General features: G+C 63.7%; 20 protein-coding genes. 10 read left to right on the top strand and 10 right to left on the bottom strand.

Features of this window, described 5'->3' with window-relative positions:
• Positions 1 to 29: 29 nt before the first annotated feature.
• From ribD to J2W40_RS10030, 6 genes are all read right to left on the bottom strand, one after another.
• Positions 30 to 1,019, bottom strand: a complete 990-nt coding sequence (ribD, locus tag J2W40_RS10055) for a bifunctional diaminohydroxyphosphoribosylaminopyrimidine deaminase/5-amino-6-(5-phosphoribosylamino)uracil reductase RibD (protein ID WP_409050361.1) — start codon at positions 1,017 to 1,019, stop codon at positions 30 to 32.
• 8 nt (positions 1,020 to 1,027) lie between these two features.
• A complete protein-coding gene (locus tag J2W40_RS10050; protein ID WP_310224266.1) occupies positions 1,028 to 1,471 on the bottom strand; it encodes a hypothetical protein in 444 nt (147 codons plus the stop codon).
• 123 nt (positions 1,472 to 1,594) lie between these two features.
• Positions 1,595 to 2,308, bottom strand: a complete 714-nt coding sequence (locus J2W40_RS10045) for an energy transducer TonB (protein WP_310224264.1) — start codon at positions 2,306 to 2,308, stop codon at positions 1,595 to 1,597.
• Positions 2,309 to 2,423: 115 nt separating this feature from the next.
• Positions 2,424 to 3,689 carry a DUF445 domain-containing protein gene (locus J2W40_RS10040; protein WP_310224261.1) on the bottom strand — a complete coding sequence of 422 codons (1,266 nt, stop codon included), beginning with the start codon at positions 3,687 to 3,689 and terminating at the stop codon, positions 2,424 to 2,426.
• Between the two features lie 55 nt (positions 3,690 to 3,744).
• Positions 3,745 to 6,900: an efflux RND transporter permease subunit gene (locus J2W40_RS10035; protein WP_310224259.1), complete on the bottom strand. Its 3,156-nt coding sequence runs from the start codon at positions 6,898 to 6,900 to the stop codon at positions 3,745 to 3,747.
• Between the two features lie 79 nt (positions 6,901 to 6,979).
• Positions 6,980 to 8,149, bottom strand: a complete 1,170-nt coding sequence (locus tag J2W40_RS10030) for an efflux RND transporter periplasmic adaptor subunit (protein WP_310224257.1) — start codon at positions 8,147 to 8,149, stop codon at positions 6,980 to 6,982.
• A 221-nt stretch (positions 8,150 to 8,370) separates the two neighbouring features.
• Between J2W40_RS10030 and J2W40_RS10025 the strand changes: the two genes are divergently transcribed.
• On the top strand, positions 8,371 to 8,619 hold the full coding sequence (locus J2W40_RS10025; protein ID WP_310224255.1) for a GlsB/YeaQ/YmgE family stress response membrane protein: 249 nt from the start codon (positions 8,371 to 8,373) through the stop codon (positions 8,617 to 8,619).
• A gap of 95 nt (positions 8,620 to 8,714) precedes the next feature.
• On the opposite strand, the gene J2W40_RS10020 is transcribed toward J2W40_RS10025, so the two are convergent.
• The 3 genes from J2W40_RS10020 to J2W40_RS10010 all read right to left on the bottom strand — a co-directional run bounded on the left by J2W40_RS10020 (position 8,715) and on the right by J2W40_RS10010 (position 9,882).
• Positions 8,715 to 8,969, bottom strand: coding sequence for a GlsB/YeaQ/YmgE family stress response membrane protein (locus J2W40_RS10020; protein WP_310224253.1), 255 nt, complete (start codon positions 8,967 to 8,969; stop codon positions 8,715 to 8,717).
• A 208-nt stretch (positions 8,970 to 9,177) separates the two neighbouring features.
• Positions 9,178 to 9,477, bottom strand: coding sequence for a CtrA inhibitor SciP (gene sciP, locus J2W40_RS10015; RefSeq protein ID WP_310224251.1), 300 nt, complete (start codon positions 9,475 to 9,477; stop codon positions 9,178 to 9,180).
• 111 nt (positions 9,478 to 9,588) lie between these two features.
• The gene (locus J2W40_RS10010) at positions 9,589 to 9,882 is read right to left on the bottom strand and encodes a hypothetical protein (RefSeq protein ID WP_310224249.1); all 294 of its coding nucleotides are present in this window, start codon (positions 9,880 to 9,882) and stop codon (positions 9,589 to 9,591) included.
• A 127-nt stretch (positions 9,883 to 10,009) separates the two neighbouring features.
• On the opposite strand from J2W40_RS10010, the gene mnmA reads away from it, so the two are divergent.
• The 9 genes from mnmA to J2W40_RS09965 all read left to right on the top strand — a co-directional run bounded on the left by mnmA (position 10,010) and on the right by J2W40_RS09965 (position 23,674).
• On the top strand, positions 10,010 to 11,116 hold the full coding sequence (gene mnmA, locus J2W40_RS10005; protein ID WP_310224248.1) for a tRNA 2-thiouridine(34) synthase MnmA: 1,107 nt from the start codon (positions 10,010 to 10,012) through the stop codon (positions 11,114 to 11,116).
• 363 nt (positions 11,117 to 11,479) lie between these two features.
• A complete protein-coding gene (hisG, locus tag J2W40_RS10000; RefSeq protein WP_310224246.1) occupies positions 11,480 to 12,142 on the top strand; it encodes an ATP phosphoribosyltransferase in 663 nt (220 codons plus the stop codon).
• Between the two features lie 147 nt (positions 12,143 to 12,289).
• Positions 12,290 to 13,579, top strand: a complete 1,290-nt coding sequence (hisD, locus tag J2W40_RS09995; protein ID WP_310224244.1) for a histidinol dehydrogenase — start codon at positions 12,290 to 12,292, stop codon at positions 13,577 to 13,579.
• A 21-nt stretch (positions 13,580 to 13,600) separates the two neighbouring features.
• Positions 13,601 to 14,047 (top strand): transcription antitermination factor NusB, encoded by a 447-nt coding sequence (gene nusB, locus J2W40_RS09990; protein WP_043149234.1) that lies wholly within the window; start codon positions 13,601 to 13,603, stop codon positions 14,045 to 14,047.
• Positions 14,048 to 14,143: 96 nt separating this feature from the next.
• On the top strand, positions 14,144 to 15,058 hold the full coding sequence (thiL, locus tag J2W40_RS09985; protein WP_310224242.1) for a thiamine-phosphate kinase: 915 nt from the start codon (positions 14,144 to 14,146) through the stop codon (positions 15,056 to 15,058).
• Positions 15,059 to 15,301: 243 nt separating this feature from the next.
• Positions 15,302 to 17,425: a sodium-translocating pyrophosphatase gene (locus J2W40_RS09980; RefSeq protein ID WP_310224239.1), complete on the top strand. Its 2,124-nt coding sequence runs from the start codon at positions 15,302 to 15,304 to the stop codon at positions 17,423 to 17,425.
• 99 nt (positions 17,426 to 17,524) lie between these two features.
• On the top strand, positions 17,525 to 19,486 hold the full coding sequence (locus tag J2W40_RS09975) for an alpha/beta hydrolase family protein (protein ID WP_310224238.1): 1,962 nt from the start codon (positions 17,525 to 17,527) through the stop codon (positions 19,484 to 19,486).
• A gap of 214 nt (positions 19,487 to 19,700) precedes the next feature.
• Complete coding sequence (locus J2W40_RS09970) at positions 19,701 to 20,696, top strand: sensor domain-containing diguanylate cyclase (protein WP_310224236.1); 996 nt, start codon at positions 19,701 to 19,703, stop codon at positions 20,694 to 20,696.
• Between the two features lie 158 nt (positions 20,697 to 20,854).
• Positions 20,855 to 23,674, top strand: coding sequence for a class I SAM-dependent DNA methyltransferase (locus tag J2W40_RS09965; RefSeq protein ID WP_310224234.1), 2,820 nt, complete (start codon positions 20,855 to 20,857; stop codon positions 23,672 to 23,674).
• Here J2W40_RS09965 and J2W40_RS09960 read toward each other — a convergent pair.
• Positions 23,671 to 24,342 (bottom strand): glutathione S-transferase family protein, encoded by a 672-nt coding sequence (locus J2W40_RS09960; RefSeq protein ID WP_037476369.1) that lies wholly within the window; start codon positions 24,340 to 24,342, stop codon positions 23,671 to 23,673. The two genes, J2W40_RS09965 and J2W40_RS09960, sit on opposite strands and share 4 nt — an antisense overlap.
• Positions 24,343 to 24,484: the final 142 nt, after the last annotated feature.

Below are 24,484 nucleotides of genomic sequence, written 5' to 3'. Positions count from 1 at the left end.
TCCATCTATTAGGGCCTGTGCCTCGGCCTCTAAGCGGTCCGAACCGCCTCGTAAACCTCAAGTCCGTCGACGCCCAGCCGCCGTTCGTCAATCAGCCGCCAGCGGCCATGCGCCTCGCTCAAGTCGGTCAGCCCGATGTCGCCGACGCCCGCCAGTCCGGCACCAACGAGAATCGGCGCGCGATAGAGCATCAGCCGATCGACCAGCCCTGCCCGGAGGAAGGCCGCCGCCGTCGCCGCCCCGCCCTCCACCAGCAGATGATCGACCCGGTCGAGCGTCGATATGTCGCCCGGCGCGCTGATCCGTTCCCAGCCGTCGGGCGCTTCACCCCGACTGAGCAGGATGCGGCGCGGACTGCGCTCCTCAAGCCCGGCGATCCGCACATCGAGGCGCGGCGCGTCGGCGCGCAGCGTGCCGCCGCCGATCAGGATCGCATCATGCCGTGCCCGCTCCATATGAGCATGGGCACGCGCTTGCGACCCGGTGATCCAGCGGCTGGAGCCATCGGCTAGCGCGATCTGGCCATCAAGCGAGAGAGCGAGCTTGAGCGTCACATGCGGCCGCCCCAGCGTCTGGCCCAGCACGAACCCCGCCATGGCGCGGGCGGCATCCTCTGCCATCAGGCCCATGTCGACCGCGATGCCCCGTTCACGCAACCAGGCCGCGCCCTGCCCATCGGTGCGCGGATCGGGATCGCGCAGCGCGATCACGACGCGGGCCACGCCAGCGCGGGCCAGCAGGTCGGCGCAACGCGGCCCGCGTGGGGACAGATGAAAACAGGGTTCCAGCGTCACGTAGCAGCAAGCGCCATGCGCGCGGTCGAGCGCCTGTTCCAGCGCCTGCGCTTCGGCATGGGGCCGCCCGCCCTTTTGCGTCCAGCCGCGCCCGACGATATGGCCGTCGCGCACGATGATACAGCCGACATTGGGATTGGGGGTCGAAAGCCCGCGCCCGCGCCGCGACAGCGCGATGGCCGCGGCCATGATACGCCGGTCGGCCTCTACATCATGTATCGGCACCGTCGCGGTCAGGGCTGCTGCGCCCCTTCGGCCTTCTTGGCCTCAGCCAGGCGCGCATCGAGCATGGCGTCGATCCGTTCCAGCGCTTCCTTGCGCCGGGCGCTGTTGCGTGCAGCGTCTTCGCGCCATTCGATGCCGACCATGTCGGCGATCTTCTGCATGTCCTTCTGCTTGGCCGCCAGCGCGACCTCGTAGCGGGCAATGTCCATCTTCTGTTGCAGAATCACCGCCGCGTCGGACCGGCTGGCGTCCCAGCTTTTGACATAGATGATCTTGTTGCGCGTCGGCATCGTGTTGGTGTTGCCATCAACGATAAACGCCCAGATGATGACATAGGTGATTGCGGCCGACAGGCCCAGCAAGGGCCATTTATGCGGGCGCTGCTCAAGGAAATAGCCCCAAAGATCGTGGGCAGCCCTTTTGGGGGAAACGGGACGGGGAAAGATCGCCATGCCCGCCTTATAGGGCAGGCTTGACCAGGATGCAAAAGAGTCTGTCGCTTACCGCGAAATGGTGCCGCCCTGCCCTGCCAACCCGCGTTGACAGGGCAGGGCCGATGCCCTTGTCTGGGCGGATTACCGTTCGGTCAGCGTGAAGCGTACGGTCAGCACCTTGGTCGCCGCCACTGCAACGCCATCGCGCGTGGCGGGGCGGAATCGCCATTGGCGCAGTGCATGGCGCCGGGTCGCCAGCCAGAAACTCTCATCGCTCGCGGCAAGGCGTTCAATGTCGGTTACCCGGCCCTCCGCACTGATCATCACCCGCACCGTTACCGTTCCTTCCACGCCCTGCCGGATCATGCTGCCGGGATAATCGGGCTGGAAACCAGACAGGGCGCGCGGGTCAATCGTCGGCTCGACCATTACAGGCACATGCGGCGGGTCGGCGGGTGGCAGGATGATGGTGGGGCCTGACTCTATGCCCTCCCCTGATCCTGTGCCGCCGCTGATGATGGGATCGCCCTGGCTCAGCGGCACGATCGGATCGGCCGCAGTGGGCCGCGAGGGCATCGGCCGATTTGGAACCGGCTGCACTTTGGTCGAATCGCGCGCCTTGGGTGGTGGTGGATCAAGCAGCGGGACATTGGTGGTCACCAGAGGCGGCGGTGTGAAAACCTGATCAATCATCGCCTGAGGGATCATCATCCAGACCCCGATCGCCACCATATGGACGGCGATCGCGCCGCCAATGCCAAATGGCGACCCCTTGCCGCCCTGATAGCCTGACGGCGCAGTGGCTGCCGCCTCCTGCCGTTGATTGCCCGTCGCCTGAACTGCCAGCCTGCGCATCGTTCGACTCCTCTCCACACCGCCCGTCTTTGGACGGATTATGCAATGTTACATCATATTATGATGATATGTTGCAACATTATTTTTTGAGGCCGCGATCGAGAAGTATCGAGGTTTATAAGGCAACATCAATCATGTGCAGGATCAGCCCCACAAGGCCGCCGACCAAGGTGCCGTTAATGCGGATATATTGCAGATCGCGGCCAACGGCATTCTCCAGCCGGTTGGTGATGGTGCCCGCATCCCAGCCGCGCACCGTATCGCTCACCAGCCGCACGATCGCGTCGCCATAGGTCGCGGTCGCCCCCACCGCCGCGCGCCGCACGAAACGATTGATGACCAGCCGCAGCCGCGCATCCTCCTGCAATGTGCCGCCCAATTGACGAAGCGCTTCGCCCAGTCGCCCGGCCATCGCCCGGCCCGGATCGCGCACCGCGCGCAGCAGTCCGCCGCGCGCCTGTTCCCACAATCCGTCGATCCAGCGCTGCATGGCGGGGTTATCCAGTATCTCGTCGCGGATTGTCGCTGCCTTGGCCTGCATCTCCGGGTCAAATTGCAGGTCGAAGGCCAGTTTCGCCATGCCCTCTTCCGCCTTAAGGCGCAGGTCATGCCCCGGATCAGCCGCCATCTCGGCCAGCATCTTACGCAGTCCGTCGATGATCGCATTGGCCAGATTTTCATCCAGCCCGGTCCAGCGCAGCACCTTGCCCGCCTTTTCATGCACCATCTGGCGGATCAGATGGTCATTGGCTTCCAGCGTCTTGTCGGCCCAATGGATCAAGCTGTCCATGACCGGCGCATGGCGGCCGTCGCGCATCGCCGCCTCAATCGCCTGGCCGATCAGCGGCCCGATGTTGATGCCACGCAGTCGCTGGCCGATCGCGCCCTTGACCATGCCGCCCAGCCGTTCCTGATCCAGCGTTTCGAGCATGTCGGCGATCAGCCGCGAGGCCCCCGCGCGCAACCGCCCGTCGCCCGCCGAGGGACTGGCGAGGAAGCGACCCGCCGCCGATGCCACATCCATTCCCCGCATCCGCCGGGCGACGACGGCCGGGGTCAGGAAATTGTCGCGCAGGAACAGCGCCAGCGTATCGCCGATGCGGTCCTTGTTGCGCGGTATGATTGCGGTATGCGGAATGGGCAGGCCGAGCGGATGGCGGAACAACGCGGTTACCGCGAACCAGTCGGCCAGGCCGCCCACCATCGCCGCTTCGGCGAAGCTCTGCACAAAGCCGATGGCGGGATGAAGATGCACCGTCGCGCGCGCCGTAATGAAGATCAGCGCCATCACCAGCAGCATGGCGGTGGCGACGATCCGCATGCGCCGCGCGGGATTAGGCAGGCTGTCGCCGGTCGACCGGGGGGCGCGGAGCAATTTCATGGCCCCTTAACGGTTACGCCGCCCAATCGTTCAGGCAAAGCCCAAATCCGCGACCTTATTCGGCGGGCAGGGGCACGCCCTTGTCGTCGCCCTTCTTATAGGTCAGCAGTCCCCGGCTCAATCGCGGCCCGACCCAGCTTTCAATCGCGATGGCCAAGCTGAACGTCGCCGGCACGATCACCAGCGTCAGCACGGTCGACAGCAGCAGGCCACCGATCACGGTGATGCCCATCGGCGCGCGCCAGGCCCCATCGCCCGACAGCGACAATGCGGTGGGCACCATGCCCGCCACCATCGCCACGGTGGTCATGACGATCGGCTGCGCACGTTTGTGGCCTGCATCCACGATCGCCTCGAACTTCGGCACGCCCTTGTCCATCTCCTCCAGCGCAAAGTCGATGACGAGGATCGAGTTTTTGGCGACGATGCCCAACAGCATCAGCAGGCCGATGAACACCGGCATCGACAAGGGCTGTCCAGCAATGTGTAAGGCGAGCGCCCCGCCAAGCGGCGCGAGCAGAAGCGACCCCAGATTGACGAAGGGCGGCATGATCCTTTTGTACAGCAGGGTCAGCACCGCCAGCACCAGCAGGATACCCGACGCGACGGCAATGGCGAAATTGGCCAGCATCTCCGTCTGCCATTTGGCATCGCCAGCCTGGATCTTCTGCACGCCCTGGGCCCGGCCTTCGTTGATCGCCTTCATCAGGGGCAGGGCATTAATCTTATTGTTGGCCTGGCTCGTCACGACTCCCGGTGCCATATCGGCCCCCACGACGATGCGGCGAATCTGATTATAGCGGCGAATCTGCGTCGGCCCCGCGCCGAACGTGATGTCGGCCACCACCTTAAGCGGCACAAATCCGCCATTGACGGTCGGCACCGGCATATTCTCGATGGTGGCGAGATCCTTGCGGCTCTCCTCCTCAACCGCCACGCGGATCGGAATCTGGCGGTCGGAAAGCGAGAATCGGGCACTGTTCTGGTCGATGTCGCCGATCGTGGCGATACGGATCGACTGGCTGAGCGCCGCTGTCGTCACGCCCATGCTGGCGGCGAGGTCCAGACGCGGCCGGATGATGATTTCGGGCCGCTGCATATCACCCTGAACACGCGGCGCACGCAGTTCGGGGATTTGCGCCATTTCTGCCACCAGCTGGTTGGCCACCTGTTCCAGCTTCACCGGATCGTCCGACCCGAACATCAGGATGATGTCACGGCCAAAGCCGCCGCCCGACTGCGACTGGAAATTGACCCGTGCGTCGGCGATCGTCTGGAATTTGGGCGCGATCTTGCGCTCCCATTCGACCGACGTCATCGGCCGATCCTTTTTCAGCGTCAGGAAGATATCGGCATTGGTGGTTTCGATATCGGCAAAGGCGGCATCGACCACCTTTGTATCGGCGGCCAGCATGTCCGCAACTTTGCGGGTGATTGCCGTCGTTTGCGCCAAGGTACTGCCTGGCACGGTTTCGATCTTCACCTGACTGAAATCGGTATTGGTGGTAGGCTGGAAGGTCATCGGCAATGTCGCGAAGGCAATGATCGTCGCGATGAAAGCCAGCGCGCCGAACCCCACGGTCCACATCCGATGATCAAGGAAAATGGCCGTAAACCGCCGCCAGCCACCCCGCGCGCGATGCGCGATCGCGGCACGTTCGTCGAGCGACCAGCGCAGCACGCTCATATAGCGGTCCATCAGCCAGCCTTCGCCATGGCTTTCCTCGCCATGCGCCTTGAGGAAATAGGCTGCGATCATCGGCGTGATCAGGCGCGCGACGGCCAAGCTCATCAGCACGGCGACCACCACCGTCATGCCGAACTGAATGAAGAACTGACCCGAAATGCCCGGCATCAATGCCACCGGCAGGAACACCGCGACGATCGCCATGGTGGTCGCCAACACGGCCAGGCCAATCTCGTCCGCCGCATCGATCGAGGCCTGATAAGCACTCTTGCCCATGCGCATATGGCGCACGATATTCTCGATCTCCACGATGGCGTCATCGACCAGAACGCCCGCGACAAGACTAAGCGCCAGCAGCGAGATGCCGTTGAGCGTGAAGCCCATCATGTCCATGAACCAGAAGGTCGGGATCGCCGATAGCGGGATCGCCAGCGCGGAAATTAGCGTGGCGCGCCAGTCACGCAGGAACAGGAAGACGATGACGACGGCCAGCACCGCGCCCTCGATCATCGCGGCCATCGCCGAATGATATTGCTCCTTGGTATAATCGACGCTGGTATAAAGCTGCTTGTAGGTAACCTTGGGGTTTTCCTTGCGCAGCTTGTCCAGTTCCTTCATCGCATCGTCATAGACGGTGACGTCTGATGACCCCTTGGCCTTTTCCAGGCTAAAACTGGTGACCTGCCGCCCGTTCATTAGCGCCAGGCTACGTTGTTCGGCATACATGTCGCGCACTGCGGCGATGTCGGCCAGTTTGACCGTACGGCCGCCGGTAATGGCGATCTGGGTCGCGCCCAGATCGCGGGCATCGCGAGCATTGCCCAGCACGCGGATCGACTGTTCGGCACCCGCAATTTCGGTTCGACCGCCCGCCGCATTCAGGTTTACCTGATTGAGCTGCTGGTTCACCTGTGCCGCGGTAATACCGAACGCCTGCAATTTGGCGGGGTCCAGAATGACGCGGATTTCCCGGCTGACGCCGCCGCCGCGATTGACCGCCGCCATGCCGCTGACCGACAACAACCGCTTGGCCACCGTATTGTCGACATACCAGGATAATTCTTCCAGCGTCATGTCGGTCGCTTCGGCGCTGAAATAGGCGATTGGCCCGCCATCAATGTCGATGCGTGTGACCTGCGGTTCCAAAATCCCATCGGGCAGGTCGCTGCGGATCTGGTCCACAGCATTTTTGACATCGTTGACCGCGCGATCGACCGGGGTGCCGATCTGGAACTGGACGTTGGTCAGCGACCGGCCTTCAGACGCGAAGGACGTGATTTCGTCCACGCCGCTGATGCCACGTACCGCCGCTTCGATCCGCTGGGTGACCTGGGTTTCCAGTTCGGTCGGGGCCGCGCCGGGCTGGCTGACGACGACACTGACCGCCGGGAAGCTGATGTCCGGATTATTGTTGACGTCCATCCGGCTGAAACTGACGATCCCCGCCAGCAACAGGGCGGCGAACATCACCAGCGGGGTCACCGGGTTGCGGATCGCCCAAGCGGACATATTGCGAAAACTCATGACGGGCTTTCCCTCGCCGGACGGCCTGCCGTCCCTTCCAAATCCATCCAGCGTGGGCCGCGTCGCGACCCCGCCAGCCCTAACTGCCCTTGATCGCTTCCGGCTTGACCTTCTGCCCCGGCGTCAGGAAGGCCCCCGCCGACGTCACGATCTTTTCCTGACCCGTGATGCCACTCGTCACCGCAACGCCTGCGGCAGACACCTGCCCTACGGTCACGTCGCGCCGTTCGACCATATCCTTGCCGTTGACGACATAGACATAATTGCCTTTGGGATCGCTCTGCACCGCCGATTCCGGCAGCAACGGCGCAGTTCCCGATCCGCTGGTAATCGTGACCGCAGCAAAGCCGCCGGGGCGGATCGCCGGGTTATAGGGAATGGCGACGCGAGCAATGCCCTGGCGCATGGTGGGATCGACCACTGGCGATACCTGCCACACGCGTCCGGCGAACTGCGTTTTGCCGCCGATCGGCGTCACAACCGCGCTATTGCCGGGACGCAGCGTCGCAAGGTCGCCTTCGGCCACCTGCGCCTGCAATTCCATCTCGCCATCCTTGGCCATGCGGAACAGCACGCCGCTGCCTGAACCGACAATCTGCCCCGGTTCAACCGCGCGGGTCAGCACCAGCCCGCTGGCCGGCGCGCGAATATCCAGGCGCCCCGTGCGGGCGCGCTGCTCGGCCAGTTGTGCGATGGCGACATCGACCCGCGCATTGGCAGCGTCGCGGGTTGCGGTGCGCTGGTCAATGTCGGCGGCACTGATGAATCCGCGCCCCACCAGCGCCTTGGCACGATCAAGCTGCGCCTGCGCCAGCTTCGCATCGGCCCGCGCCACTTCGACCTGGGCAGCAAGCGAGCGAACCTGTTCAACCTGAACCGATCGTTCAATGGTCGCGAGCGGCTGACCCGCGCGCACCCAGTCCCCCGGCTGCACCAGCACGCGCGTCACCATCCCGCCTTCGCCGATCACACCGACGGGCATATCGACCCGCGCGGCGAGCGAACCGTTGGCGGTCACGGTCCGGGCGATGGTCGATTGGCCGGGGCTGGTTACGGTCACCACCGGCACTTGCGCGGCCGGCGCGGGGGCTGCGGCATCACCGCCGCGCATGGACATCCAGACCGCGACCGCGATCAGCACGAGCGCGACGATACCGCCGACGATCAACAGCCTTTTGCGCCCGCCGCGCGGGTCATCATCGCCAAGGACAACCGACGAGTCGCTCAAAACCTGGGTTTCGTAATTCATCCCGATTCCATCTTTCCGGCGCTTCGCCATGCAGCGACTGTGTTATATGAATATAGCACCTGCCTCAACCCCCAATATCATGGGGCTGGCCGCAAGAGCAATGTGCCATCGCGGGACGCGGATCGGATGATATAGTTCGTTACGTTGTCATATCATATTGCCAAAAACGCCCGACTATGTCGCTATGGCGATCGGTGCGGGGTTTGGAAGAGGAGCGCGCCATGGATTTACTGGGTTGGGTTGTCATCGGCCTGCTGGCTGGGGCGCTTGCGAAACTGGTCATGCCGGGGCGTGATCCGGGTGGATGCATCGTGACCATGCTGCTCGGCATTGCCGGATCGTTGCTGGCCGGATTTCTGGGCAGGCTGGCGGGCCTGTATGCGCCGGGGCAGAATGGCGGATTCATCGCCGCCATCATCGGCGCAATCATCATTTTGATCGTCTATCGCTTTTTCGCGGCCCGGCGATAGCGCCCCTTTGCCTTCACACACATATCGGTCAACGAAAAAGGGCCGCGCTTTTTACAAAGCGCGGCCCTTTTGGGCAGATGGTCAGGACGGGCGCGTTAGCGCACCGAACCGCGACGCACCAGGTTGATGATCGCCAGCAGAATGATCGCACCGACCAGCGACACCAGGAAGCTGTAAAGCGTAACGCCTTCGTTGATCGAACCGCCGCTGAAAATCAGACCGCCGATGAAAGCGCCGACGATGCCGACGACGATGTTCAGCAGGATGCCCTGCTGCGCGTCAGTGCGCATGACCATGCTGGCCAGCCAGCCAACGACGCCACCGATGATAAGCCACAGAATGATGCCCATGATAATCTCCTTGAACCACGCCCCCTGCGGGTTGGTAGCTGTTCAACGGGGCACGGAGCATCTCGTTCCATCGCATAAAAATGATTCCGCCCCTGCAACCATCCCGGCTTTGCGCCGTTAGAGCGCGCCGCTGCCATTTCACGAAAAAGGCCGCCGAAGCGATGCTTCGACGGCCCTTGCCAGTCCTGTGCCGCCGACAAGCGAGAATTCAATATTTCTGCTGCCGCTCATAAAGAGACTTATAATATTGGATGCGCGTCACGCGCAGCCCGTGCATGCCCGATCGGTCGACCGCGCGCTGCCAGCTAGCAAATTCCTCCAGCGTCAGATTGTAGCGGGCACATGCCTCATCGACGCTCAGCAGGCCGCCATTGACGGCCGCGACCACCTCTGCCTTGCGCCGCACCACCCAGCGCGTCGTATCCGCAGGCGGCAGGCTGTCCAGCGTCAGGGGTTCTCCGAGCGGCCCGACGACCTGGGCAGGCCTGATTTTCTGGTTCTCGATCATTCTTAACCCTCAACTTGCGGCATTTGGTGTTGCAAAATCCAACGACGGAACCCTGTTTGCGCTTCAGCCCTGAACATCGACTAAAGCGCCACGGTAAACGCCATCTTCATCTTACTTGCCCCCGACTAGACGGCTCGCGACGAGCGGATTGAAACTTCCCGCGAGACGAACGGCCTCGATCATGCCGCCGGAACGTGGCGCAAACACTGCCGCCAGTTCCTGAACCCAGTCTTCCTGATCGCCCTGCCCCCGCAGGACGCCCGCCACCGCCTGCGCCGTCGGACTGGCCGCCTGTGCAGCCGCGCAAGCAGCTCGCAGGAACGGCCAGACCGGCATGCGCGGTCGGTCGAGGGCTCTGGCATGGACGGGTTTAAGCCCGCTTGCCCGAAGGAAACTAAGGTCCATGCCCTCTTTCTAGGGGGCAATGGATAAGGGTCCGTAAACTCGGACAATCGCTTCGTCGCATAGCGCGGCAGGCTATCGCATCACTCGCCACTGGCACCGCAGGCGCGCCGGGAGTATAGGCGCGGCCATGCAGCCAGAATTTCAGCTAGCCCAGCCGCTCGACGCGCGGCGCATCGTCGTTGCCATGTCCGGCGGCGTGGATTCCTCCGTCGTTGCTGCTTTGGCCGCGAAAACGGGCGCGGAAGTCATCGGCGTCACGCTCCAGCTTTACGATCATGGCGCGGCGGTGGGCCGAACGGGAAGTTGCTGCGCGGGCCAAGACATACGCGACGCGCGCGCTGTCGCCGACCGCATCGGCATCGCCCATTATGTGTTCGATTATGAAAGCCGTTTCCGCGATTCGGTGATCGCCGATTTTGCCGACGAATATATGGCCGGGCGCACCCCCATACCCTGCGTCAAATGCAATATGGGGGTGAAGTTCACCGACCTGTTCCAGATCGCGCGCGATCTGGGCGCCGATTGCCTCGCCACCGGCCATTATGTCCGCCGCATGGAAGGGCCGCAGGGCGCGGAACTGCACCGTGCCGCCGACCCGGCGCGCGACCAGAGCTATTTCCTGTTCGCCACCACGCAGGCGCAGCTTGATTATCTGCGCTTTCCTTTGGGGGGATTGCCCAAGCCGATGGTGCGCGAAATCGCGGCGGAACTGGGGCTGGCGGTCGCGCTCAAGCCCGACAGCCAGGACATTTGCTTCGTTCCCGATGGTGATTATGCCAAGATCGTGCGCAAGCTGCGCCCCGATGCGGATGAAGGCGGCGACATCGTCCATATTGATGGCCGGGTGCTGGGCCGGCACAAGGGCATGATCCATTTCACCGTGGGCCAGCGCAAGGGGCTGGAGATTGGCGGCCAGCCCGATCCGCTCTATGTCATCCGCCTGGATGCGCCGGCCAAGCGCGTGATCGTGGGACCAAAGGCGGCGCTGGCGGTATCAGGCGCGACACTCACCGACATCAACTGGCTGGGCCGCGATTTTGCCGGGCCATTGACCGCCAAGGTGCGGTCGATGGCGAAGCCCGTGCCTGCGCGGCTGGTGGACGGGCAATTATTGTTCGACGCCCCGGAATATGGCGTCGCGCCGGGGCAGGCGGCGGTGCTCTATGATGGCGACCATGTGCTGGGCGGTGGTTGGATCAAAAGCACGCAAAGCGCGATGGTGGAAGTAGGGTAACAATCATGTCGCTGTACGCACGCTCATGGCTGTTTACCGGCTGGGTGCTGCTCTTATTTTTCACATTTCCAGCTTGGTCAACGCTGATCGAGCGTCTTTTCGGTCCAGATGCCTTCTGGATAACCGCCATATTCTGGCTCAGCCACGGCATAATCCCAATGTTTATACTGCGATGCCCCGAATGTGGATTGTCGCCGTTTAGAAGTAGCAAGAATTTTATTGCGTGGAATACGGTATGGCCACGCAGAGTCTGCGGCCATTGTGGGCATGACCATCGGCGTATGAGCGCAGTAGAGTAAGTCGGCGCTTCTCCACCCCCAAATCCTTGCCCTGCCCCCCGCGCCCGGCTAAGGCCCGCGCGTCATGACTCGCACCCTCACCTTCGCCATTCCCAAGGGCCGCATCCTCGATGAAGCGCTGCCTTTGCTCGCCAAAGCCGGTATCGAGCCGGAGGCAGAGTTTCATGACAAGAAAAGCCGCGCGCTGCGCTTCGCTACCAACCTTCCCGACGTGTCGATCATCCGCGTGCGCGCGTTCGATGTCGCAACTTTCGTCGCCCATGGCGCGGCGCAGATCGGCATCGTTGGATCGGACGTGGTGGAAGAGTTCGACTATTCCGAGCTCTATGCGCCGGTGGACCTCGACATCGGCCATTGCCGCCTGTCGGTCGCCCAGCCCGCCGACGCCGCCGACGAAGATGAAGCCGCGATCAGCCATGTCCGCGTCGCGACCAAATATCCGCATCTGACGCGCAAATATTATGAAGCGCGCGGGCTTCAGGCGGAATGCGTGAAGCTCAATGGCGCGATGGAATTGGCGCCTTCGCTGGGGCTTTCGCGCCGGATCGTCGATCTCGTCTCGTCGGGCGCGACGCTGAAGGCCAATGGCCTCGTCGAAACCGATATCATCATGCCGATCTCCGCCCGCCTGATCGTCAACCGCGCCGCCTTCAAGATGCGCTCGGCGGAATTAGCGCCGATGGTCGAGGCGTTTCGTCGGGCTGTGGGGGTGCGGGATGCGGCTTGAAAAAGGAAACCGCCCCTCCCTTTCAAGGGAGGGGTTGGGGTGGGTCGCGACCGGAGGGAGCATCTGCCCTATCGAGATGTCGGCAAGCTCGCTTCGCTCGCCACCCACCCCCGTCCCCTCCCTTGAAAGGGAGGGGGGATAAACGCCATGACCCAACGCCTCGCCACCACCTCGCCCGACTTCGCTGCTGCTTTCACCACCTTGGTCGATGCGCGCCGCGAGGCTGATGAAGATGTCTCGCGCGACGTCACCGCGATCCTCAAAGCCGTGCGCGCGGGCGGCGATGCGGCACTGGCGGACTATACGCAGCGTTTCGACCGACACGACCTGAATGTCAGCGGCTGGGCCGTCACACCCGCCGAATGCCGCGCCGCGCTCGAAGGCATTTCCACCACCCTGCGCGATGCGCTCGAACTCGCCGCCGCGCGCATCACCGCCTATCATGAAAAGCAGCGTCCGGTGGACAGCGACGGCGTGGACAGCGCGGGCGTGCGCCTCGGCGCGCGCTGGAGCGCGGTCGATGCGGCGGGCCTCTATGTTCCGGGCGGTCGCGCCGCCTATCCCAGCTCGCTGCTGATGAATGTCATTCCTGCCAAGGTCGCGGGCGTCAGCCGCATCGCGATGGTGACGCCCACCCCCAATGGCGAGATCAACCCGCTGGTGCTGGCCGCCGCGCAGATTGCGGGGATCGAGGAAATCTGGCGCGTCGGCGGGGCGCAGGCTGTCGCCGCGCTTGCCTATGGCACGGACCGGATCGCGCCGGTGGACGTCATTACCGGCCCCGGCAATGCCTGGGTCGCCGAAGCCAAGCGGCAATTGTATGGCGTGGTCGGGATCGACATGGTCGCCGGCCCATCGGAAATCCTGGTCGTCGCCGACGCCAAGAATGATCCCGACTGGATCGCCGCCGACCTGCTCAGCCAGTCCGAACATGACCCGACCAGCCAGTCGATCCTCTTCACCGACGATGCCGCCTTTGCCGATGCGGTCGAGCAGGCCGTGCAGCGTCGCCTGCCGCTACTCTCGACCCAGGCCGTCGCGACTACCAGCTGGAACGCCAATGGCGCGATCATCGTCGTGCGCGATTTTGAAGAGGCGATGCCGCTGGTCAACAGGCTCGCTGCCGAACATCTCGAACTGGCGGTTGACGATCCCGACGCGCTGTTCGCCAAGGTGCGTCACGCAGGCTCGGTGTTTCTTGGCCGCATGACGCCCGAAGCGGTCGGCGATTATGTCGCCGGGCCGAACCACGTCCTGCCCACCGGCCGCCGTGCGCGCTTTTCGTCGGGCTTGTCGGTGCTGGACTTCATGAAGCGGACCAGCTTCCTGAGTCTCGACACGGCATCCATCGGCGCGATCGGCCCGGCGGCGGTCGCCCTGGCGGAAGCGGAAGGCTTGCCCGCCCATGCCGCATCCGTGGCGTTGCGCCTGAAGTAACACAGGCGTAGGGGGCATCCGATGAACGAACGATCCAAATCCCGCTCCGCCGCGCGCCTTGCCGCGGTCCAGGCGCTCTACCAGCTCGAAATGGAGGGCACGCCGCTCCACATCCTGCTGCATGAATTTCATACCCATCGCTTGGGTGCGACCATCGAAGACGTGACCTATGCCCCGGCCGAACAGTCGTTTTTCGACGATGTCGTGTCCGGCGTGGACAAGCGCCGCGACGAGATCGACGCGCTGATCGCCGCCCGCCTGTCGAGCGGCTGGAGCCTCGACCGGCTCGACAAGCCGATGCGCCAGATATTGCGCGCAGGCACCTATGAATTGCTCGCCCGCGCCGATGTCGGCACCGGCACGGTCATCAGCGAATATGTCGACGTCGCCCACGCTTTCTACGACAAGCGCGAATCGGGCTTCGTCAACGGCCTGCTTGACGGCGTGGCCAAGGATGTAAGGAAATAGCCACCCCATCCGTTCGGGCTGAGCCTGTCGAAGCCCTGCACTTTCTTCAAAGAAGAATAGCCCTTCGACAAGCTCAGGGCGAACGGAGGATGGAGCATGAGCCAGGAATCCCGCTTCCTCACCCTGTTGCGCCTGCTGGCGAATGATCCCGCCGCGCAGGGGCTGATGGATGATGTCGCGATCCTACCCGTTGGCGACACCCGCCTCATTCTGACCAGCGACACGATGGTCGAGGGCGTCCATTATCTCCCCACCGATCCGCCCGCCGATATCGGCTGGAAACTCGCGGCGGTGAACCTGTCCGATCTGGCGGCGAAGGGCGCGCGGCCGGTCGGCTGCCTGCTCAATTATGCGCTGTCGGGCGACGAAGACTGGGACGCGGCTTTCATTGCGGGGCTGGGCGAAGCGCTCGACCGCCACGCCATGCCGCTGCTCGGCGGCGATACCGTCGCGATGCCGCCCGCCAGCGCGCGCAGCTACAGCCTCACCGCCATCGGGGAGGCAACCGGCCCCATCCCCACGCGCAAAGGTGCCCAGCCGGGCGACATCCTCTACGTCACCGGCCCGGTCGGCGACGCGGGCATCGGCCTTGACCTCGCCCGTGCCGATGCGGCGGCATCCGGTCCGCTGGTCGACGCCTATCGCCGCCCGCGCCCGCGCCTCGCCGAAGGCGCGCTGCTTGCCCCCCACGCCAGCGCCATGATGGACCTGTCGGACGGGCTGTTGATCGACACGCAGCGCATGGGCCAGGCCAGCGGCGTCGCGATCATCATCGACCATATCCCCCTTTCCCCGGCGCTCGAAAAGGCGCGCGGGGCCAGCACCGCGGTGCAGATCGCCGCCGCGCGCGCGGGCGATGATTATGAACTGCTCTTCACGATGCCGCGTGGGCTGGCTCCCCCGGTGCGCGCCATTCCCGTCGGGCGTGTCAGCGCGGGCGCAGGCCTGACTCTGATGATCGACGGCGCCATCGTGCCGCTGCCCGACCGGCTCGGCTGGGAACATGGATAAGCGCAGATGGGGTTGACCAGGTTTCTGCGCCAACCCGCTTGACGCACGGCTTCTACCCTGTAGCTTCGCTTCACCCTATTCTCAGCCCGTTTGGACCGCTTATGTGCGTGTGCCCACTGCTGATTGACGCGGTGATCGATGCCGGACCCCACCCGCCCGGCCGCCCACCCCTGCGCCTTTCGTTCGCCCGTCATTCCCTGCGGAGCGGCCGATGACAGCCATAACAGGGGGAGAGGAACAAGCATGCAGATCGTCTATATCGCCATAGGGTGTGGCCTGTTGGCCATCCTCTATGGCCTGTTCACCAGCCGACAGGTGCTAAGTGCGCCTGCGGGCAACGCCACCATGCAGGAGATTGCGGGCGCGATTCAGGAGGGGGCCAGAGCCTATCTCGGCCGCCAATATACCACCATCGCCATCGTCGGCGTGGTCGTGGCCGCGCTGGTCCTGCTCTTTCTGGGCGTCACATCCGCCATCGCCTTCCTGATCGGCGCGATCCTGTCGGGCGCGGCGGGGTTCATCGGCATGAACATCTCCGTCCGCGCCAATGTCCGCACCGCCGAAGCCTGTCGCGGCACGTTGCAAAGCGGGCTGACGGTCGCGTTCCGCGCGGGCGCGATCACCGGCATGCTCGTGGCGGGCCTGGCTTTGCTCGCGATCAGCGTCTTCTTCTGGTATCTGACCGGCCCGTCGGGTTACGCGCCTGATGACCGGCTTGTCATTGACAGCCTCGTCGCGTTGGCCTTCGGCGCATCGCTCATCTCCATCTTCGCGCGGCTGGGCGGCGGCATCTTTACCAAGGCGGCCGATGTCGGCGCGGACCTGGTGGGCAAGGTCGAAGCCGGCATCCCCGAAGACGATCCGCGCAACCCCGCCGTCATCGCCGATAATGTCGGTGACAATGTCGGCGATTGTGCAGGGATGGCCGCCGACCTGTTCGAAACCTATGTCGTCACCATCGGCGCAACCATGGTTCTGACCGCGCTGCTCGTCACCGGCCTCGACAATGCGGTGCTGCTCAACCTGATGGCGCTGCCGCTGATCGTGGGCGGCGTGTGCATCATCACCTCGATCATCGGCACCTATATGGTGCGGCTCGGCTCCAGCCAGTCGATCATGGGCGCGCTCTACAAGGGCTTTTGGACCACCGCCTTGCTGTCCATCCCGGCCATCTATTATGTCACTTGGCGCACGCTGGGCGACATGAACGCGGTGTTCGGCGCGGACCTGGATGGCGTGGGCGGCTATACCGGCATGGCACTGTTCTGGTCGATGATGGTGGGGCTTGCCGTCACCGGGCTGCTCGTCGTCATCACCGAATATTATACCGGCACCAATTATCGCCCGGTCCGCTCCATCGCCAAGGCGTCGGAAACCGGCCATGGCACCAACGTCATTCAGGGTCTGGCGATCAGCCTGGAATCCACTGCCCTGCCAACATTGGTGATCGTCATCGGCATCATCGTCGCGCATCAACTGGCGGGCCTCATCGGCATCGCCTTCGCCGCGACCGCCATGCTGGCGCTTGCGGGCATGGTCGTCGCATTGGACGCTTATGGCCCTGTGACCGACAATGCGGGCGGCATCGCCGAAATGGCGCATCTCGACGATAGCGTCCGGGTCAAGACCGACGCACTGGACGCGGTGGGCAACACGACCAAGGCGGTGACGAAGGGCTATGCTATCGGCTCGGCGGGTCTTGCCGCGCTCGTGCTGTTCGGTGCCTATACCGAGGATTTGAAATATTATAACAGCGCGCTCGGCCTCACTGCGCCGGTCGATTTCAGCCTCTCCAACCCCTATGTCATCGTCGGCCTGCTGCTGGGCGCACTGCTGCCCTATCTGTTCGGGGCGATGGGGATGACCGCCGTGGGCCGCGCGGCGGGTGACGTGGTCAAGGATGTCCGCGCGCAATTTGCCGAGAATAAGGGCATCATGGATGGCACCAGCAAGCCCGATTATGCCCGCACCGTCGATCTGGTGACCAAGGCCGCGATCAAGGAAATGATCGTCCCCAGCCTGTTGCCGGTGCTGGCACCAATCGTGGTCTATTTCGCCATTTCGGCGGTCGCAGGCGTGTCCAACGGCTTCGCGGCGCTCGGCGCGCTGTTACTGGGCGTCATCGTCTCCGGCCTGTTCGTCGCCCTGTCGATGACATCGGGCGGCGGCGCATGGGACAATGCGAAGAAATATATCGAGGATGGCCATCATGGCGGCAAGGGCAGCGAAGCCCATAAGGCAGCCGTGACCGGCGACACGGTGGGCGACCCCTACAAGGATACCGCAGGCCCAGCGGTAAACCCGATGATCAAGATCACCAATATCGTCGCGCTGCTGCTGCTCGCCGCGCTGGCGCATGGAGGATAGATTGACCTCAACCGACGGATAATCCGCAAAAAAAGCAGATGACGCCGCGCCGGCCCCGCCCTATTCCCTGGGGCGGGGTCGATCTGGCTGGGGGAATCGATGAAGGCTATGTTCACGTCGCTGCTGGGTGGCGCGCTTTTTCTTGCGTCGGCAGTGTCAGCTCAAGCGCCATCTTCAACGCCGCCTCCTGCCGAAGCGCCGGGCTGGTCCATCAAGGATTTCGCCGCGCTGCCTTTGATGCATGCCCCGGCGCTCTCACCCAACGGACTCCACATTGCCAGCCGCGTTGCGGTCAATGGCGAACAATTGCTGGTCATCGCCGATGTGCATGATGGCCCAAACCGCGTCCGTTCGATTGCCATGGGCGATAATGACCTCAACTGGTGGCAGTGGGTCAATGATGAGTGGCTGATCGCGGGCATCGGCGCGGAAAGCAATGTCCAGGGCATGCCCTGGTATGTCAGCCGCGTCGCCAGCGTTAAGCGCGACGGCAGCAAGATCAATGTGCTCGCCAAATCGGCCGCCGCGCAAAATGCCGATGACGTCATCTGGGTCGCGCGCGATGGCACGCCACGTATCCTGCTCTCCTACCAGACGTCGATCTTTTACAGCGACCCCGGTTTCTGGCCGAAGGTGGATGAGATCGACGTCAGCACCGGCAAGATGCACGGCGTGACTGCGCCACGCCAATATGTGCGAAACTGGTATGCCGACGCCACCGGCGCGGTGCGCATGGGCGTGGGGTATAATGACAACACCCGGACCAGCAAGCTGCTCTATCGCCCCGACGGGCGCGCCACTTTCCGCGTCGTGGATCGTGCCGATCGCCGCCGCGACGAATCACTCGTGGTACCGCTCCTTTTCACCGCCGATCCGGGCAAAGCGATCGCCAGCGACGATCGCGAAGGCACCGATGCGCTCTACGAACTGGACCTCGCCACGCTGGAACTGGGCAGCAAGATATTTTCGGTTCCGGGCTTTGATCTGGGCGGCGTAACCGAAGATGCGGCGGGCACGGGTGTCGCGGGCGTGCGCTATACCGCCGACGCGCCCGCCGTGCACTGGTTCGATGCCAATCTGGCGAAGATTCAGGCGGATATCGACAAGGCGGTCGGCGATCGGCGCGCGCGCATCGTATCCACCAGTCGGAACGGCCAGCGCATGGTCGTGCATGTCGGCACGCCCGATCAGCCCGGCGCTTATTATTATTATGATACCGACGCCGGTGCGATGAGCGTTCTGTCGCGCGTCAGTGACCGCTTTACCACCAAGACCCGCCTCGCACCCGTCAAGACCATCCGCTACAAGGCGCGCGACGGGCTGGAGATTGCCGCCGTGCTGACGGTTCCGGCAGGACGGGATGCGAAGAATCTGCCGTTCATCCTGATGCCCCATGGCGGCCCCTTCGCCCGCGATGCGGAGGAGTGGGACTGGTGGGTGCAGTTCCTGGCATGGCGCGGCTATGCCGTGCTGCAGCCCAATTATCGCGGTTCATCGGGCTATGGCAGCGCCTTTGCGGAAAAGGGCGAAGGACAATGGGGCCTTGCCATGCAGGACGATCTCAATGACGCGGTCGATTGGGCGGTCAAGCAGGGCATTGCCGATCCCAAGCGGGTGTGCATGGCTGGCGCCTCCTATGGCGGCTATGCCGCGATGCGCGCGGCCCAGCGCGATGCCGCCAAATATCGTTGCGCCATATCCTATGCGGGCGTGTCCGATCTCGCCGCCATGATGCGCTATGATCGACGCTTCCTCTATCACAGTACGCGCAAGGATTGGATGAAGGAGCAGGCCCCCGATTTCGCAGCCGTGTCGCCCATCCACTTCGCGGGACAGTTCGCAACGCCCATCCTGCTGATGCACGGCAAGAAGGATCGCCGCGTCCAGGTGAGCCAGTCGCGTGAAATGGCGGAAAAGCTCAAGGCCGCCGGAAAGGTCGCAGGACGGGACTATATCTATGTTGAACAGCCGCTGGCCGACCATCATTTCTCGCGTGAAGCCGATCGGCTGGAATTCCTCGAAAAGCTCGATGCCTTCCTGAAGGAGCATAACCCCGCCTGATAGGAAGCGCGCCGGCCGGCCAATCCCGATGCGGATGATTATCGCATCGTTCAACTGCATGGAGCCTGCGACCAAAGAGCGCGCGTCTTAACCCTTTGTTCAGGGCCAAGGGTCACTTTAGCCTCTATCGGTCGATCGGCGGGCGCAGGGCGCGCCGAATTTCCCCGCCATGCGTGAACCGGCATGGCCTTGTTTGATGACCTGGTGTCGTAAAATGTCATGTGCCACATCTTTTGACGAACCGGCCCGGATCGCGGCACTGCGGCGCTATGGCATTTTGGACACCCCGGCCGAAGGGGCGTTCGACAAGGTCACCAATCTGGTGCGGACCTTGTTCGATGTGCCCATCTCGGCGGTCTCGCTGATCGACACCGAACGCCAATGGTTCAAGTCGATTACGGGCCTCGATATATCCGAAACCGCGCGCAGCATGGCCTTTTGCGACCATGCCATTCGTCAGGACGAGCCGCTGATCATCACCGATGCGCAGGAAGATCCGCGCTTTTGTGATAATCCGCTGGTGACCGGAGAGCCGCATATCCGCAGCTATGCCGGGGTGCCGTTGCGCACGCCCGACGGCTATAATCTGGGGTCGCTCTGCGCCATAGACACGCGCCCGCGTGACTTTTCGTCCGAGCAGATGGCAGCGCTCACGGGCCTTGCCCCCATCGTCGTGGAACAGATGGAATTGCGCCTGCTGGCCGAGCGTGACCATCTGAGCGGGGCGCTGACCCGCCGCGCCTTCATCGCCGAACTCGACAAGCGGATCGCGCTCTTCACCCGCCACCGCCGCCCGGCCGCGCTGGTCCTGCTCGACATCGACCATTTCAAGCAGATCAACGACCGCTATGGTCATCCGGCGGGCGACCGCGTGATCGAAGCGGTCGCGGCGCTCTGCAAAGGCCTGTCCCGCCCCAGCGATGCGTTCGGCCGGATCGGTGGCGAGGAATTCGGCCTGCTGCTGCCTGATACGCGGGATGCAGACGCACTGGCCGTCGCCAACCGGATACGCTCTGCGATCGAGCGGTTCGAAATCACCAACAATCCCCCGCTGCATGTCACCGCCAGTTTCGGCGTCGCAACGATCGGCGCAGGCCGCATGTCGAGCGAGGCCTGGCTTTCGGCCGCTGACACCGCGCTCTACCAGGCCAAACGTGCGGGGCGCAACCAAGCTGTTCTGGCCCCGATAGAAGCCGCCCGCGCCGCCTGATTGGCCCGGCGTAACAGGTTCAAAATGGACTGAAATCCGGCCTGATCCCGCCCGCAATTTTGCGCCATATCGGACCAGCGCCATAATGGTCCAGGGTCCGCTTGGCGCGGATCGCCCCTCCATCCACCCCGTCTCCCTCATCATGGGGGAGGGCAGGGATGCGGCTCAGTTGGCCGGAAATTCGCACGAATGCGGCCCATTTTGCCGCCGAATGGCAGGGCAAGGGCTATGAAAAGGGCCAGACCCACAGCTTCTACGACGAATTTTTCGGCATCTTCGGCGTACCGCGCAAGCAGGTCGCTGTTTACGAACAACGAGTCAAATCGCTCGATCCCGCGCGCTCCGGCGGCTTCATCGACCTGTTCTGGCCCGGCACGCTGATCGTCGAACAGAAGAGCGCGGGCCGCAACCTCGACCGCGCCATGGCCCAGGCGCTCGATTATTATGACTGGCTGCCCGACGTGCAGCGGCCCCGGCACATGATGGTGTGCGATTTCCAGCGTTTCGAACTGGTGGACCTGGAAACCCGCCGCGAATGGCGCTTCCCGCTCACCGATCTCAAGCGCCATGTGGAGGCCTTCGGCTTTATCATCGGCGTCCAGCCGCGTCTGTTCCGCAACCAGTCGCCGGTCAATCGCCAGGCGTCGGAACTGATGGGTCGCCTGCACAACGCGCTCGCGGCCGACGGCTATGTCGGCCATGATCTGGAACGGCTGCTCGTCCGCCTGCTCTTCATCCTCTTTGCCGACGATACCGGCATTTTCGAGCGCAAGGACCAGTTCCTCACCTTCCTCGAACGGCGCACCCGTGCCGACGGCCGCGACCTTGGCCGATGGCTGGGCGAACTGTTCCAGACGCTCGACACCCCGCCCGACCGGCGACAGCAGAGCCTCGATGCTGACCTCGCCGACTTTCCCTATATAAACGGCGAATTGTTCCGCGAACGCATCGCCATGCCCAGCTTCGATGCCGCGATGCGGACGATGCTGCTCGACGCCAGCCTGTTCAACTGGGGCGATGTGTCGCCCGCGATATTCGGATCGCTGTTCGAAAGCGTGATCGACACGGTGACCCGGCGTAAGCAGGGCGCACACTACACGCCCGAGCAGGCGATCCTCAAAGTCATCGAACCGCTGTTCCTGGATGATCTGCGCGCCGACTTCGCCCGCGCCAGCGCGCTCAAATCCGGCCGCGAACGCGCCTTGCGCGCGCTGCATCAGCGACTTGGGGCAATGGCGTTCCTCGACCCGGCCTGCGGCGCGGGCAATTTCCTGGTCGTCGCCTATCGCGAGCTGCGCGAACTGGAACGCGACATATTGCGCGAATTGCTCACCATCGACGGCCGGGTCGAACTGGTCATGGATGTCGCCGCCCTCTCGAAGCTGGATGTCGATCATTTCTTCGGCATCGAAATCGACGAATTTCCCGCCATGATCGCACAGGTCGCGCTGTGGATGACCGACCATATAGCCAACACCCGCCTGGCCGAGGATTTCGGCCAGCATTATGCCCGCATCCCGCTCGTGAAAGCCCCCGGCATCCACCATGGCGACGCGCTGGAGCTGGACTGGAACCATGTCATCCCGGCGCAGGGCTGCACCTTCGTCTTCGGCAACCCGCCCTTTGTCGGCGCGAAATATCAGAGCGAGGCGCAGCGCGCGCAGGTCCGCCGCCTCGCCGCCCTGCCCGGCAGTGGCGGCACGCTCGACTATGTCGCCGCCTGGTTCCTCAAGGCCGCGCACTATGTCGGGGGCGGCGACGCGCGCATCGCCTTCGTTTCCACCAATTCGATCGTGCAGGGCGAACAGGTGGCGCAGCTTTGGCCGCTGATCTTTCGCGCAGGCCTGGAAATCGCCTTCGCCCATCGCACCTTCGTCTGGCCCGGCCGGGCGGCGGTCCATTGCGTCATCATCGGCCTCGCCCAGCGCCGCGACGAGCCCGCGCAAAAGCGGCTTTTCAGCTATGCGGACGCGAAGGGCGAGCCGAGCGAAACCCGCCATGGCGTGCTGACCGCCTATCTGTTCGATGCCCGCGACGCCGACCGCCATCTGTTGGTGCGAGAGGAAAGCCGACCGATCAACGGCGCACCGCGCATCGTCATCGGGTCCAAACCGATTGATGGCGGCTATCTGATCTTCGACGCCGACGCGCGGGCAAAGCTGCTAGCGCAGGAGCCGGACGCTGAACCCTTTTTACGCCCCTATGTTGGGGCGCAGGAATATCTCAATGGCGGCGAACGGTGGATATTGGCGCTACAGGATGCCGCCCCGGCGGATATTCGGCAACTTCCCACCGTCCGGCAAAGGCTGCGTCAAGTGACGGCCTATCGCCGCGGCGAGATTGCGGCACTGGGCAAAGCCGAGGAGAGCAAGAAGACGCCCGGCCAGTCGTCGCTGGCGCTGGCCGATACGCCATCGGCCTTTCACGTCACCGTCATCCCGACCCAGCCCTTCCTCGCCATCCCCGAAGTCAGTTCGGAACGCCGCGACTATATCCCGATCGGCTGGCTGGAACCGCCGACCATTCCCAGCAATCTCATCCGCATTCTGCCCGGCGCGACCCTCTGGCATTTCGCTATCCTCACCAGCCATATGCATATGGCCTGGATGCGCCAGATCGGCGGCAGGCTGGAAAGCCGCTATCGCTACTCCATCGGCCTGGTTTACAACAATTTCCCATGGCCCGATGCCACCCCGATCCAGCGCGCCAAGATCGAAACCTTCGCCCAAGCCGTCCTCGACGCCCGCGCCCTGCCCCGCAACGCGACATCGACCCTGGCCGATCTCTACGACCCCGACACCATGCCCGCGCAATTGCGCAAGGCGCATCACGACCTCGATCTCGCGATCGACCGGCTTTACCGCAAGACCGCTTTCGGGTCCGACCGCGAACGGGTGGAATATCTCTTCACCCTCTATCAGCGGCTGATCGACACGCTGCATAATGCAAAGCGCACCCGGCCTGGTAGGCCCGCTTAAAAATCCGGCTTTTCATAATGGGGTGGTGGGGCAATCACTTCCATCCGCTCCGACAATAGCGGCCGGAAGGACGGGCGCGACTTGAACCCGGCATACCAGCGTCGCACCGGCTCATGCCCCTGCCAGTCGATCCCGCCCAGATAGTCCGCGACCGACAGATGCGCCGCCGCTGCGATATCGGCGAGGCTGAGCGTACCGCCCGCCATCCAGCTGCGATGGTCGAGCAGATAGTCCATATAGTCCATATGCACATTCGCGCGCTTCATCGCTTCGCGCAGGATGCGGGCTTCGGGTGGCGCGCGCTCGATCAGCCGCTTCTTCATCCGCTCGTGCAGCAGCGGGCCGACGACATCGCCATAGAAATTCTGGTCGAAAAAGGCGGTGAGCCGCCGCACTTCGGCGCGCCCGGCGGCGGTGCCGGAAATCAGCGGCACCTTTTCCACCGTCTCTTCGAAATATTCGCAGATCGCCTGGCTGTCGATCAGGGTCAGCCCCTTGTCATGATCCGCCATGACCGGCGTGGTGCCGGCCGGGTTGAGATCGAGAAATTCGTCCCGCATCGCCCAGGGCGATTCGCGGACCAGATCATAGCCGATCCCCTTTTCGCCCAGCAGCAGCCGGACCTTGCGAGAGAAGGGGCAGAGCGGAAATTGATAAAGCAGCCACATAGGCGATCCTTGTTAGGCGCGCGCGGGTCGGGGGGGAAGCGGCAAAATGGTGGAAGCCGACGCAAGAATTTCGGTCATATCGTCCAAAAGCATGGCAAGAAACGGCATGGTCCGACCTTCCGATCCGCCAAGCGGGACGATA

This window comes from Sphingobium xenophagum (genome assembly GCF_031457465.1).
Taxonomy (GTDB): domain Bacteria; phylum Pseudomonadota; class Alphaproteobacteria; order Sphingomonadales; family Sphingomonadaceae; genus Sphingobium; species Sphingobium xenophagum_A.
This window is presented reverse-complemented; position numbering and strand designations above follow the sequence as displayed.

What these genes read in the sequence shown, in the direction of transcription:
- J2W40_RS09960 (WP_037476369.1), bottom strand. Translation starts at nt 24,342, where the DNA reads ATGTGGCTGCTTTATCAATTTCCGCTCTGCCCCTTCTCTCGCAAGGTC.
- hisD (WP_310224244.1), top strand. Translation starts at nt 12,290, where the DNA reads ATGACCCAACGCCTCGCCACCACCTCGCCCGACTTCGCTGCTGCTTTC.
- J2W40_RS09975 (WP_310224238.1), top strand. Translation starts at nt 17,525, where the DNA reads ATGAAGGCTATGTTCACGTCGCTGCTGGGTGGCGCGCTTTTTCTTGCG.
- J2W40_RS09970 (WP_310224236.1), top strand. Translation starts at nt 19,701, where the DNA reads ATGTCATGTGCCACATCTTTTGACGAACCGGCCCGGATCGCGGCACTG.
- J2W40_RS10040 (WP_310224261.1), bottom strand. Translation starts at nt 3,689, where the DNA reads ATGAAATTGCTCCGCGCCCCCCGGTCGACCGGCGACAGCCTGCCTAAT.
- J2W40_RS10020 (WP_310224253.1), bottom strand. Translation starts at nt 8,969, where the DNA reads ATGGGCATCATTCTGTGGCTTATCATCGGTGGCGTCGTTGGCTGGCTG.
- sciP (WP_310224251.1), bottom strand. Translation starts at nt 9,477, where the DNA reads ATGATCGAGAACCAGAAAATCAGGCCTGCCCAGGTCGTCGGGCCGCTC.
- J2W40_RS09980 (WP_310224239.1), top strand. Translation starts at nt 15,302, where the DNA reads ATGCAGATCGTCTATATCGCCATAGGGTGTGGCCTGTTGGCCATCCTC.
- J2W40_RS10045 (WP_310224264.1), bottom strand. Translation starts at nt 2,308, where the DNA reads ATGCGCAGGCTGGCAGTTCAGGCGACGGGCAATCAACGGCAGGAGGCG.
- hisG (WP_310224246.1), top strand. Translation starts at nt 11,480, where the DNA reads ATGACTCGCACCCTCACCTTCGCCATTCCCAAGGGCCGCATCCTCGAT.
- J2W40_RS10030 (WP_310224257.1), bottom strand. Translation starts at nt 8,149, where the DNA reads ATGAATTACGAAACCCAGGTTTTGAGCGACTCGTCGGTTGTCCTTGGC.
- J2W40_RS09965 (WP_310224234.1), top strand. Translation starts at nt 20,855, where the DNA reads ATGCGGCTCAGTTGGCCGGAAATTCGCACGAATGCGGCCCATTTTGCC.
- J2W40_RS10010 (WP_310224249.1), bottom strand. Translation starts at nt 9,882, where the DNA reads ATGGACCTTAGTTTCCTTCGGGCAAGCGGGCTTAAACCCGTCCATGCC.
- mnmA (WP_310224248.1), top strand. Translation starts at nt 10,010, where the DNA reads ATGCAGCCAGAATTTCAGCTAGCCCAGCCGCTCGACGCGCGGCGCATC.
- J2W40_RS10025 (WP_310224255.1), top strand. Translation starts at nt 8,371, where the DNA reads ATGGATTTACTGGGTTGGGTTGTCATCGGCCTGCTGGCTGGGGCGCTT.
- nusB (WP_043149234.1), top strand. Translation starts at nt 13,601, where the DNA reads ATGAACGAACGATCCAAATCCCGCTCCGCCGCGCGCCTTGCCGCGGTC.
- thiL (WP_310224242.1), top strand. Translation starts at nt 14,144, where the DNA reads ATGAGCCAGGAATCCCGCTTCCTCACCCTGTTGCGCCTGCTGGCGAAT.
- J2W40_RS10035 (WP_310224259.1), bottom strand. Translation starts at nt 6,900, where the DNA reads ATGAGTTTTCGCAATATGTCCGCTTGGGCGATCCGCAACCCGGTGACC.
- J2W40_RS10050 (WP_310224266.1), bottom strand. Translation starts at nt 1,471, where the DNA reads ATGGCGATCTTTCCCCGTCCCGTTTCCCCCAAAAGGGCTGCCCACGAT.